Genomic DNA, 12,502 nt, shown 5'->3' with positions numbered 1-12,502 from the left:
TTATTTTAAATTAGTCAATAATCCTTTATGAACAAAAAATAATAAATGGCAGACACGCTGCCATTTCAATACTAAAATATTTTGTCATTTATTGTTCCATTTGTTTACCTAAGAAGGATGATGCAGTTTCTGCTAACTTTATTTCCACATCCCCAAACTTTTTCCCTTCTTCCTTAGAAACTATAATAACAGCACCAATTGCATCTCCTTCAGCTATTATAGGTGAAATTACTTGAGACGTATATCTACCATCTACATCATCATCTGAATTTAAAGGTATAAACTGACTTGCATCAGCTAAAGAAATTGTTTTTCTTTCTTCAATAATTTTTTCTAATTCTTCACTTATCTTTTTATCTATGTATTCCTTTTTAGGAGCTCCACTCACAGAAACGATACTATCTTTATCACATATAATAACTACATTTCCTATAACTTGTTGTAGAGATTCTGCATAACCCTTTGAAAATTCACTTAGCTCTCCTATAGGGGAATATTTTTTAAGTATTACTCCACCTTCTCTATCCGTAAATATTTCTAACGGATCTCCTTCTCTTATTCTTAATGTTCTTCTAATTTCCTTTGGAATAACTACTCTTCCCAAGTCATCTATACGTCTTACAATACCTGTAGCTTTCATGCTGCGTTACCTCCCTTAAATTGATACTTGCTTGATACAAGTTGTATTAATATTATCTTTCTATTTATGAAATTTTATACACATTTGTAATTAAAAAAGCATATATCCTCCTTAAATTCTTTTTTCCAAAAAATACTTTAAGAAAGACATATGCCTCTTTATAAAATTATATTAAATTTTTTTCATACTTTTCAGTTTCAATTTTGCCTGCCTTTTTCCACTCTTCTATCTTATTAGTAAAAGCTTTTTGTTTTTCGTCATCAAGCAATTCCTTTTTTATTTGTTCTTTAACTTCAGCAAAGCCCTTAAATTCTACAGCTTCTTTGTCTGTAAGCTTTATAATGTGGTATCCAAATTGACTCTTTACTATTCCAGATGTTTCACCTTTATTTAATTTCACAACAGCATCTGCAAAAGGTTTAACTACACCTGAATACTCCATTTCTCCTAAGTCTCCACCCTTTTCCTTGCTTCCATCTACGGAAACTTCCTTTGCCACCTTGGCAAAGTCCTCTTTCTTATCTAATCTTTCTTTAACCTTTTTAGCTTCTTCCTCAGTTTTTACTAATATATGTGATGCATGGAATTTAGCTGGTTTCTTTAAAAATTGATATACATTTTCATCATAATATTTTTTTGCAGCAGCATCATCTACTTTTACATCTTTAGCTATTTGATCATTTATCTTTTCTATAACTATTTGCTTTTTATAAAAGTTTCTTAATATTTCTTCCGTAGTTCCTATTTTCTTTAATTCTTCTGCAAACTTATTTTTATCGTTAGCAAAGTTTTGTTTTATCATATCGCTTATCGATTTATCTATTTGCTCCTTTATAGCAGCATCATCAGGATTAATATTGTAGTCCTTAGCATGCTGAAGCACAAGCTTTTCTTGTATCATTTGATCCAAAATCTGTTTCTTGTATTCTACAAGCTGATCCTTTATCTCTGCATTTGTACCATAGTTTTCACCATATTGAGCTTTTAATGTATTTAACTGTTCAGATAAAATAGGATTTTCATCTAACTCTCCTCTAGTTATTTTTTCACTACCTACTTGAGCTACAGTACTCTTCTTTATTGCTTCAGGTGTCTTTTCCACCATACTACATCCTACAGTAGCAAAGGTAAAAGCACCTATAATGGCTGCGGCAATTACTTTTCTTATGTTCATTATATTATTCCCCCATTTTTTATAATCTTTTTTCATTATAATAATTTTTAATATATATTGCAAATATTTTTACTGGTTTTTTATTGCTCTGTTGTAGATTAATTACCATTTTCCATTTCCTTCATAAATAAAATCAATTCCTTTACATTATCAAGCATTTCTTCTCTTTTTATTTGTGACATTTTTAATGCTATAATAGGCTTTTCTCCAAATTTGAACAATATATTTCTATTATATTTTGTTTTTATGTTTCCTCTTATATCTCCTGTCATATTTTCCATACTTTGAAATTGGATTAATATTTCATCTTTTCTTTCCTTTATATTTTCAATTCCTAATTCCTTAGCTATACACCTTATATAAGCTATGTCAATAAGATTTTGCACAGAACTTGGTATATTGGAAAACCTATCCTCTAACTCATCTTGTACCTCAATCATATCTTCATAAGAATTTATAGCCGCTATCTTTTTATATACCTCTATCTTTTGAGTTTGATCATTTATATAACTTCCAGGTATATAAGCATCTACTTTTAACTCAACTGTAGTATCTACTGGTTCTTTATCTATTTCCCCCTTAAATTGTTTTATGGTATCTTCAAGCATCCTACAATATAAATCATATCCTATAGACGCCATATGTCCATGTTGAGAAGATCCCATCATATTACCTGCCCCTCTAATCTCTAAGTCCTTTAGAGCTATCTTAAATCCAGAACCTAATTCAGTAAATTCTTTAATAGCTTTCAATCTTTTTTCTGCTACTTCAGTAAGTATTTTATCTTTTCTATAAGTTAAATAACAATATGCAATTCGGTTGCTTCTTCCGACTCTCCCTCTTAATTGATATAATTGAGATAGTCCCATCTTATCAGCATCATATATTATCATGGTATTTACATTATGAATATCCATACCTGTTTCAATGATTGTAGTCGCCACCAAAACATCGAATTCATTTTTCATAAAATTTATAATGACTCCCTCGAGCTCCTTTTCATCCATTTGTCCATGTGCTACATCTACTCTTACCTCAGGCAGTAACTTTGATATATAGGATGCCGTCTCACTTATAGTTTCCACTCTATTGTATACAAAATATACCTGCCCACCTCTATTTACTTCTCTTAAAATTGCATCTCTTATCAACTGATCATTGTACTCTACCACATAGGTTTGAATTGGATGCCTTTCTTCTGGCGGAGTTTCAATTACACTTATATCTCTTACTCCTACCAGAGACATATGAAGTGTTCTAGGGATAGGAGTGGCACTTAATGTTAAAACATCTACATTCTTTTTAAATTCTTTTATTTTTTCCTTATGCTTTACTCCGAACCTTTGTTCTTCATCTATAATTAGAATTCCTAAGTCTTTAAATTTAATATCCTTTTGTAGTATTCTGTGAGTCCCAATTAGAATATCTATATTCCCTTCTTTTACTGCTTTCATAGTTTCTTTTTGCTGAGCAGCAGTTCTAAAGCGGCTTAACATATCTATTCTTACTGGGAAATCAGAAAACCTTTGTATGAAGTTATTATAATGTTGCTGGGCAAGAATAGTAGTGGGAACTAAAAAAGCTACTTGTTTACCATCCATTACAGCCTTAAATGCTGCTCTTACAGCTACCTCAGTCTTACCATATCCTACGTCTCCGCACAACAGTCTGTCCATAGCCTTATCCGATTCCATATCTCTTTTTATGTCTTCAATAGCTGTAACCTGATCTGGAGTTTCCTCGTAAGGGAATTCCTCCTCAAATTGTTTTTGCCAAACTGTATCCTTAGAATAAGCATGCCCCTTCAAAGTGGAACGAAAAGCATATAATTTTACTAAATCCTCTGCTATTTCCTGTATGGACTTTTTAGCCTTGCTTTTGGCTTTGCTCCACTCGCTTCCACCAAGTTTGGTGATTTTAGGTACCTTTCCCTCTCCTCCAACATATTTTTGCACTAAATCTAATTGATCAACTGGAACATACAATTTATCATCTGCAGTATATGTAAGTTCTAAATAATCCTTTGTATGTCCATCTATATTTAACTGCTTGATTCCCTTATATACTCCTATTCCATGGTTTACATGTACTACATAATCTCCAGGCTTAAGCTCCGTAAAGCTTTTTATTTTATTTATTCCTCTTTTGGAACTTCTTTTAGCAAGGCCTTTTTTAGCTTCTCCAAATACTTCTTTATCAGAAATGATACATATCCTTAATGTTGGGTATTCATACCCCTTAATTTGGCTTCCAAAGGTAACCACTACTTCTCCATTAAGAATCTCATCTATCTTATCCTTATATACACTATCTATTCCCCTATCTCTTAATGTATTTACAAGCCTTTCTCCTCTTGGCCTGGTTCCAGAAAGTATAAGAGTTTTATATCCTCTTTGCTTTTTATCCTTTATATCTTCAATCAATAAGTCAATTTGACCTTGATAATTATGAAGAGTAATTTCAGTAAAACTTATTATAGCTTTAGGCGGCAATAATTTTACGGTTTTAGGAATAGAACTCATAGTTATTACATTATATTGCTCTAAGCTATTCCAAATAACACTTTTAGGGATAAGTAATTCCCCTTGCTTTGGAAGTATATCTCCTCTTTGAAGGAAACTTTTATAGTTTTCCTCAAATTCAAAATATACACTATTAAGTTTACCCTCACATCTTTGCACATCATCAATCATTATCATCCAATCTCTAAAATAACTCAAAAAGGATGTACTATTATCATAGAAATATGGTAAGTAACTATCAATAGCCTCAAAATTCCAGGTTTCCTTAAGAAATTCTAAGTTTTGATTTACTGCGGAGCTTAATTTTTCTGCAGCTTCTTTGTTGTTTTTGCTTTTCAAGGTATCCATCATACCTTTTAAATCTGTTTCTATATTTTTGTATCCCCTGTCTATACTCTCATTAGATAATATGATTTCTTTAGCTGGAAACACCTCTATTTTCTGTATTTTCTCGATACTTCTCTGAGATTCTGTATTAAAACTTCTTATAGAATCTATCTCATCTCCAAATAGTTCAACCCTATATGGTTCTGCTGAAATAGGGGGATATATATCCATTATCCCCCCTCTTATAGAAAATTGCCCCTTACCATCAACTACATCTACTCTTTCATATCCACATTGTATGAACTTTTCACTAAGTTCACTAAAGTCAATTACATCACCCACTGAGAAATTATAGGTATATTCCTTATAAAGTTCATAATCAATACAGCAAGCTGCTATGGCCTCAATAGAGGAAACTATAACCTTCTTACTATTGTCAATTATACTTTTTATTACCTTTAATCGTTCCCACCTGAGATCTCCCGAAATTGCATCTATATTATAAAAAACTATTTCTTTTGTTGGGAAATAGTATACTTCTGGCACATATAATAGTAAATCCTCATATATATTCTTAGCTTCTACATCACTATGAGTTAATATCAAAAGAGATTTATCCATCTCAGCATATATTCCATTCATCACATAAGCCCTTGCCGATTCAGAGACCCCATACAACGCTATAGGAAACTTATTTTTATTTATACCATTTATTATATTTTTAAACTCTATACTATCTTTTAAAGGTTTCATTATACCTTTTAATCTCATTTATTTCACCTCAATAACTACTATGCCTTAAAATTATTATACTTGTTCATGGCACTGTCTGCACCTTCCTTAATAATCGTGTCTACTATATCTAAAGTGCAGTTTAATACTCCCTCGACTTTTTCCCTATTCTCTACATTAAATTTCCCAAGCACATGAGAAATCATATCCCTTTCTGCTTTTCCTACACCTAATTTTATTCTTATAAAATCTTCATTTGCTAAGTGATAAAGTATACTTTTTATACCATTATGGCCTCCTGAACTACCTTTTTTTCTTATTCTAATTCTTCCGACCTCTAAATCTACATCATCATATATTACTATTATATTTTCACTTTTTATTTTATAAAAGTTTGCTATTTCTCCAACGCTTTCTCCACTTAAATTCATATATGTAAGAGGTTTTAGTAAAATAACCTTTTCACCATTTATAAAACCTTCTCCATACATTCCTTTAAATTTTGTCCTGTTTAAATCTATGTTATACCTACTGCTTATCTTGTCTATAGAATCAAATCCTACATTATGTCTTGTGTGTTCATATTCTCTTCCTGGATTTCCTAGTCCAACTATTAGATACATGTTATTTCCTCCATAATTTAAATAATGCGCTAATAAATATATTACACTAGGTAAAATAAATAATAAAGAGACCTTAAAGCCTCTTTATTATAATAATCACCTGTTTTATTTAATTATTAGTTTTGTTTCTACATTTCTGAAAGAATTAAGTTCTTTGTTATAGTATTGCCACTTCTCCATATTTTTATTGATACATTATCTCCAATTTTATGCTTATCTAACGCACCTGCTAAATCCTCATAAGAATTAATTTTAGTATTTTCTACTTCTGTTATTATATCTGTTGGCTTTATTCCTGCATTGCTAGCTCCTGAACCCTTAATGACTTCGCTTACATAAAACCCCTTAACTTCGCCATTTTTATAATTTACAGCCTGACCTATTACACCTAACGCAGGTCTCTTAACCTTACCATAGTTCATAAGTGAATCAATGATAGATTTAGCCTCATTACTTGCAATAGCAAACCCCATGCCCTCTGCATTAGCCTCTGATCCTATCTTTAAACTATTTATTCCTATTACCTCTCCATTTTCATTACAAAGGGCTCCTCCACTATTACCTGGATTTATTGCAGCATCTGTCTGTAATACCTTATATATAGCTCCATCATATTGCATTTCTCTATTTAGTGCACTTATAATTCCTGATGTAACAGATCCCGCAAATTCTTCTCCTAATGGATTCCCTATAGCAATTGCTAAATCTCCTACTCTTACCTTGGAGGAATCTCCAAATTTAGCAACCGGCAAATTAGTTGCCTCTATCTTAATGATTGCTAAATCTGACCTTTGATCTGCAGCTACTAACTTAGCTGAAAAAACCTTGCCAGTAGATAGCTTTACAGTTACTTTAGATGCTCCACTTATAACATGATAATTTGTTACTATATATCCATTAGGTTCAAATATTATTCCTGACCCACTTCCTTGCTGTATATCTCCCCAAAAGGTTTCACCTTTATTATTTATACCAACTACAGCAGGTCCTACAGTTTCAGCTACATTTGTTATTGCATTTTTAGGCACTTCCTTAGTGGATACCCGAGTTTGCTGAATTATAGCATTCCCTTTGTTACTTTGATTAGCTTGATATTTCTGAACTATATAAGCTCCACCCATTGCTCCAGATAAAGCTGAAATCACTATTACTGCAATGAGCATGAAAATCCCACCACTGTGTCTATTCTTCTTTTTAAATTTAATATTACTATTTCTCGAATCTATCTCTTCAAAACTCACATCAGTTACTTCATTATATTTATAATCATCCATCTGTAGTTACGCCCTCCAAATATATAATAATTATTATATGTTCCTACTTACATACATTTTTATAGCATAATGTTATTGTTTATTTAACTTTAAAGTAAATGTGAATTCTACTCCTCCTTCAGGTTTATTTCTAACCCAAATATCTTCACCTAGCTGAGTTAATATACTTCGTACAATAGAAAGTCCCAATCCTGTACTAACTTTAGAGGATCTCGCTTTATCAGCCTTATAAAATCTTGACCATATGTTTTTAATGTCCTCTTCAGATATACGCGGCCCACTATTATAAATTGAAACGTGTACCTTATTATTTCTAACTTTAGTATTTACTTGCATTAATCCGGACTGATTGGAATACTTTATTGCATTATCTACTAAATTTGTAACCACTTGAGTAAGTCTGTCTTTATCACCTATTACATGTAAATCCTCATCATCTAAATACACTTCTACATTCAAATCTTTTCCTTTTATCTTATTTTCTAATTTTATAATAGTAACCCTTATTATCTCACTTATGTTTACGTCCCCTATATTAAGCTTAAGTTCCCCTGCTTCAATTGCAGAAAGATCTAAAAGATCATTCACAAGTCTCGTTAGTCTTTGAGTTTCATCCTGGGCCAAGGAAAGATAGTAGCTTTCCTTTTCTCTTGGTATAACCCCATCTAATATGGCACCTATAAATCCCTTTATAGAAGTTAATGGGGTTCTTATCTCATGAGACACATTAGATATAAACTCTCTTCTATTTTCTTCAATTTTTTCAAGGGATTCCGCCATGGTATTAAAAGATTCTGCAAGAATTCCAATTTCATCTTTAGAGTTTAAGTGTACCCTTCTTTCCACTTCGCCCTTAGAAATTTTATCTGCTACATAGTTTATCTTTCCAAGAGGCTTTATAATTATTTTCTGACAAAAATAGTAAATAATAAATCCTGATCCCATTATAGCAAGTACTGCAGCTAGCCATATGATTTCATAAACCCTCTCCAACGGCTCTTTAATTTGATTAAGAGAAGTATGCATAATTATAGAACCTTTAAATACATCGTTATGAAAAATTGGAATTATAAAAGTGTGTACCTGCATATGGAAAACATCTGATGATATACCTCTTTTCTCTATATTCTTTCCCTCTCTTAAGTCACTTAACTCATCTGTAAGTACTTGTTTCCCTATTATCCTTTTGTGCTCATCATTTGACACACTATATACTATTCCATAGTTATCCGTAAGCCATATATTAGTAGACAAGTAACTACCAATATTACTAATCATCTCCTCAATTCTTTCATGAGTAGTATTTCCTTCTAAATATTTTATAGCACTTTCACCTATAAATTGTGATTCGTTAGTTAACTGTTTTTTTCTTTCATTAAAATAGTAGCCCTCAAACCAATAGGACAAGAATGCAGCTGTTACTATGAAACTAACTGCTATAATAGCCGTAAATGTAGCTACCATTTTAGGGAAGAGTCCCTTTTTCATTTATTATTTCACCTCAAACTTATATCCAACGCCCCAAACGGTTTCTATGCTCCAATTAAATCCACCTTGAAGTTTTTCTCTCAATCTCTTAACATGAACATCTACAGTTCTAGAGTCTCCAGGATAATCATATCCCCATACTTCACATAGGAGTTGCTCTCTTGTAAAAACCCTATTTTTATTACTTGCCAAGTAGTGTAAAAGTTCGAATTCCTTGGGAGGCATTTTTACTTCCTCACCCTTGTAAATTACATTATAAGAATTGCTGTCAACTATTAAATCTTCAAACTTTAATATTTCTTTATTTTCATTTTCCGAACTATATCTTCTAAGAACTGCTTTAATTCTCGCAAGTAATTCCTTAGGTTCAAAGGGTTTTACTATATAATCATCTGCTCCTAGTTCTAATCCTAAAACCTTATCAAAAGTCTCCCCTTTTGCCGTTAGCATTATTACAGGAACTTCAGAATCTTTTCTTATCCACTTAAGTACATCTACTCCATCTATATGAGGGAGCATTATATCTAACAACACCAATTCTGGCTTATACTCTAAAAAGGCTTCCTGTGCTTCTTTTCCATCATTGCTTACCCTAACTTCATATCCCGCATTTTCCAGGTACATTTTTATAACTTCACAAATATTATTATCATCATCCACTACCAATACCTTTGCTATTTTACCGTCCATCATTTTATGCTCCTCCTACCCTATTTTATATTTTAAACTTATCATACACCATAACACTATTAATAGTATATATTTAAATTGTTACAAATTCTTTACTAAAGTTTATATTTTTAAATAAATTTTGAGAGGCATATATTACGAGTACTCGTAATATATGCCTCTCAAAAGTATCAAAGTTCTATTCTTCGAATAATTTACTTACTGATATTTCTTCATATATTCTTCTTATAGCTTCTGCAAATACAGGAGCTACAGATAACATCTTAAATTTATCACTCTTCTTATTTTCAGGAAGGGCTATAGTATTTAACATTATAAATTCTTTTATAACAGATTCATTTATTCTCTCTATAGCAGGGCCTGATAATACGGAATGAGTACAACAAGCGTATACTTCCTTAGCTCCCATTTTCATCAATGCACTAGCTCCATTAGTAATAGTTCCTGCTGTATCTATCATATCATCGACTAGTATACAAGTTTTATCTTTTATATCTCCGATTATATGCATAATTTCTGATACATTTGGCTTTGGTCTTCTCTTGTCTATTATTGCAATTGGTGCATGAATTCTATCAGCAAACTTTCTTGCTCTAGTAACGCTACCTAAATCTGGAGAAACAACTACAACATCATCTCTTTGATCAAATCCATTTTGAGCAAAATATTTTCCAAGGATAGGAACTCCTAACAAGTGATCTACTGGTATATCAAAATACCCTTGGATTTGGGCTGCATGTAAGTCCATAGTTAAAACCCTATCTGCTCCTGCTGCAGTTAAAAGATCTGCAACAAGTTTTGAAGTAATTGGATCTCTAGCTTTAGCTTTTCTGTCCTGTCTTGCATATCCATAGTAAGGAATAACGGCTGTTATTCTTCCTGCTGATGCTCTCTTAAATGCATCTATCATAATTAAAAGTTCCATCAAATTATCATTTACTGGATCATTAGTAGACTGAATTATAAATGCATCTATACCTCTAACTGTTTCATTGATGTCTACACATATTTCTCCATCACTAAATTTACTTACACTTGCATCTCCTAGCGGCACTCCTAAAATTTCTGCTATATCACTCGCAAGTTGTGGATGTGAATTACCGCTAAAAATCTTAATACTTTTTCCGTGGCTTATCATTGGAAAGACCTCCTTAGAATTATTTACTAAATCCTTTTTTAATTACCCATTGTTCCTTATTTACTTGTTTTGCTCTGGCAATAGCTAACGCATCTTCTGGTACATTTTCAGTAATTGTTGAACCTGCAGCTATATAAGAATTACTTTTTACTTCTATAGGTGCTACTAAGTTAGTATTACATCCTATGAATACATTGTTCCCTATAATAGTCTTATATTTCTTACTACCATCATAATTCACTACAACTGTACCGCATCCAAAATTACACTTACTACCTACCTCTGCATCTCCTATGTATGTTAAGTGTGAAACCTTAGTATTATCTCCAATAATAGATTTCTTTATTTCTACGAAATCCCCTATTCTTGCAGACTTTCCTATTCTACTTTCTGGTCTTATATATGCAAAAGGACCTACTGTAGTATTTTCTCCTATGCTACTTTCCAGTATAACTGAATTTTGTATAGTTACTTTATCGCCAATAATACTACTTTGAATTCTAGAATTAGGATATAATATACATTCTTGACCTATGATGGTACTTCCTCCAATTACATTTCCCGGGTAAATAATTGTGTCATTTCCAATTATTACTCCAGGTTCAATATATGTGTTATTTGGATCTATTAAAGTAACACCATTTTCCATATGTTTATTATTTATTCTTCTTCTCATAATACTTTCTACTTCAGATAATTGAACTCTAGAATTTACACCCATAGTCTCTTCGAATTCTACTGGTAATGCACCAACCTTAAAACCTTTACTCTTTAATATTTCAATTACATCAGTTAAGTAGTATTCTCCTTGAGAATTATTATTTGACAATAATTCTAAACTTCCTAAAAGTTCATGTATATCAAAACAATACATACCTGCATTTATTTCATTTACTTTTAATTCTTCTTTATTACAATCCTTATGTTCTACTATTTTCCCTACTTCTTTATTTTTTTCTCTTATTATTCTTCCATACCCTGTTGGATCACTCACAATAGAAGTAAGTATAGTTGCTTTATATTGATTTTTTTCATGGAAAGAAATTAGATTTTCTATTGTATTAGATGTAATAAGTGGGGCATCCCCTGTAAATATAGCTACAGTGCCTTCCTTACCCTTTAAAAAGTCCTTTGCGCATTTTACTGCATGACCTGTCCCTAGCTGCTTATCTTGAAATGAATATGAAACTTTTCTAGATGAAGTTCCATTTTTTACTTCATCTGCTCCTTTTCCAACGATTACATTTATGTCATCTACTTCTGCCTCTTTTAAGGTATCTATTACATGATTAACCATTTCTTTTCCGCACACTTTGTGAAGTACCTTTGGTAAGCTTGATTTCATTCTTTTTCCTTCACCAGCAGCTAATATTATAGCACAATTATACATTTTACCACCTCTTATAGGCACATTTTTACATTATTATATATAATAATATAACTTCTTACCTATTATTATATTTTATATGCATATCAATTGCAACATTGCCGGGCATATTCAGAAAATTTGACAAAATAAAAAGGAGTACTAATACTCCTCCTTTTTACTCTTCTGTAACGTCAGTAACTGCTTCATCCTTTACCTTTTCGTACTCATCTAGAATAGACTTTTGTATTTTTTCCCTTGTCTGAGTATTTATTGGATGAGCTATGTCTTTAAACTCTCCATCTGGGGTTTTTCTACTTGGCATAGCAATAAATAGTCCATTTTGTCCTTCTATAACTTTGATATCATGTACAACAAATTCATTATCAAAAGTTACGGACACAATGGCTTTCATTTTACCTTCAGCGGCAATCTTTCTAACTCTTACATCTGTAATTTGCATAAAAATCCACCTCCACGATGCTTATGATAATAATATTCTCTACGTTTTGTATTTTTCCTTCTTAT

At 31.7% G+C, this 12,502-nt stretch carries 10 protein-coding genes; all 10 read right to left on the bottom strand.

Features of this window, described 5'->3' with window-relative positions:
• Positions 1-88 precede the first annotated feature (88 nt).
• The 10 genes from spoVT to spoVG all read right to left on the bottom strand — a co-directional run bounded on the left by spoVT (position 89) and on the right by spoVG (position 12,437).
• Positions 89-640, bottom strand: a complete 552-nt coding sequence (gene spoVT, locus JOC70_RS17425; RefSeq protein WP_204600150.1) for a stage V sporulation protein T — start codon at positions 638-640, stop codon at positions 89-91.
• A 166-nt stretch (positions 641-806) separates the two neighbouring features.
• The gene (locus JOC70_RS17420; RefSeq protein WP_243429177.1) at positions 807-1,814 is read right to left on the bottom strand and encodes a peptidylprolyl isomerase; all 1,008 of its coding nucleotides are present in this window, start codon (positions 1,812-1,814) and stop codon (positions 807-809) included.
• A 98-nt stretch (positions 1,815-1,912) separates the two neighbouring features.
• Positions 1,913-5,434: a transcription-repair coupling factor gene (gene mfd / locus JOC70_RS17415; RefSeq protein WP_204600149.1), complete on the bottom strand. Its 3,522-nt coding sequence runs from the start codon at positions 5,432-5,434 to the stop codon at positions 1,913-1,915.
• Positions 5,435-5,454: 20 nt separating this feature from the next.
• Entirely contained in the window at positions 5,455-6,018 is a 564-nt protein-coding gene (pth, locus tag JOC70_RS17410; RefSeq protein ID WP_204600148.1) for an aminoacyl-tRNA hydrolase, read from the bottom strand.
• 128 nt (positions 6,019-6,146) lie between these two features.
• Positions 6,147-7,292: a S1C family serine protease gene (locus JOC70_RS17405; RefSeq protein ID WP_204600147.1), complete on the bottom strand. Its 1,146-nt coding sequence runs from the start codon at positions 7,290-7,292 to the stop codon at positions 6,147-6,149.
• A gap of 72 nt (positions 7,293-7,364) precedes the next feature.
• Entirely contained in the window at positions 7,365-8,780 is a 1,416-nt protein-coding gene (locus tag JOC70_RS17400; protein WP_204600146.1) for a sensor histidine kinase, read from the bottom strand.
• Between the two features lie 3 nt (positions 8,781-8,783).
• Complete coding sequence (locus JOC70_RS17395) at positions 8,784-9,470, bottom strand: response regulator transcription factor (RefSeq protein WP_204600170.1); 687 nt, start codon at positions 9,468-9,470, stop codon at positions 8,784-8,786.
• A gap of 178 nt (positions 9,471-9,648) precedes the next feature.
• On the bottom strand, positions 9,649-10,608 hold the full coding sequence (locus JOC70_RS17390) for a ribose-phosphate diphosphokinase (RefSeq protein WP_204600145.1): 960 nt from the start codon (positions 10,606-10,608) through the stop codon (positions 9,649-9,651).
• Positions 10,609-10,627: 19 nt separating this feature from the next.
• Positions 10,628-11,998 (bottom strand): bifunctional UDP-N-acetylglucosamine diphosphorylase/glucosamine-1-phosphate N-acetyltransferase GlmU, encoded by a 1,371-nt coding sequence (gene glmU / locus JOC70_RS17385; RefSeq protein ID WP_204600144.1) that lies wholly within the window; start codon positions 11,996-11,998, stop codon positions 10,628-10,630.
• A 154-nt stretch (positions 11,999-12,152) separates the two neighbouring features.
• Positions 12,153-12,437: a septation regulator SpoVG gene (gene spoVG / locus JOC70_RS17380; protein WP_035306851.1), complete on the bottom strand. Its 285-nt coding sequence runs from the start codon at positions 12,435-12,437 to the stop codon at positions 12,153-12,155.
• Between the last annotated feature and the right edge of the window lie 65 nt (positions 12,438-12,502).

This window comes from Clostridium pascui, assembly GCF_016908015.1.
Taxonomy (GTDB): Bacteria; Bacillota; Clostridia; order Clostridiales; family Clostridiaceae; genus Clostridium_AK; species Clostridium_AK pascui.
Note: the sequence above shows the minus strand (reverse complement) of the source record. Positions and strands in the feature narration are given on the sequence as shown.

What these genes read in the sequence shown, in the direction of transcription:
- JOC70_RS17390 (WP_204600145.1), bottom strand. Translation starts at nt 10,608, where the DNA reads ATGATAAGCCACGGAAAAAGTATTAAGATTTTTAGCGGTAATTCACAT.
- spoVG (WP_035306851.1), bottom strand. Translation starts at nt 12,437, where the DNA reads ATGCAAATTACAGATGTAAGAGTTAGAAAGATTGCCGCTGAAGGTAAA.
- mfd (WP_204600149.1), bottom strand. Translation starts at nt 5,434, where the DNA reads ATGAGATTAAAAGGTATAATGAAACCTTTAAAAGATAGTATAGAGTTT.
- JOC70_RS17420 (WP_243429177.1), bottom strand. Translation starts at nt 1,814, where the DNA reads ATGAACATAAGAAAAGTAATTGCCGCAGCCATTATAGGTGCTTTTACC.
- pth (WP_204600148.1), bottom strand. Translation starts at nt 6,018, where the DNA reads ATGTATCTAATAGTTGGACTAGGAAATCCAGGAAGAGAATATGAACAC.
- JOC70_RS17395 (WP_204600170.1), bottom strand. Translation starts at nt 9,470, where the DNA reads ATGGACGGTAAAATAGCAAAGGTATTGGTAGTGGATGATGATAATAAT.
- spoVT (WP_204600150.1), bottom strand. Translation starts at nt 640, where the DNA reads ATGAAAGCTACAGGTATTGTAAGACGTATAGATGACTTGGGAAGAGTA.
- glmU (WP_204600144.1), bottom strand. Translation starts at nt 11,998, where the DNA reads ATGTATAATTGTGCTATAATATTAGCTGCTGGTGAAGGAAAAAGAATG.
- JOC70_RS17400 (WP_204600146.1), bottom strand. Translation starts at nt 8,780, where the DNA reads ATGAAAAAGGGACTCTTCCCTAAAATGGTAGCTACATTTACGGCTATT.
- JOC70_RS17405 (WP_204600147.1), bottom strand. Translation starts at nt 7,292, where the DNA reads ATGGATGATTATAAATATAATGAAGTAACTGATGTGAGTTTTGAAGAG.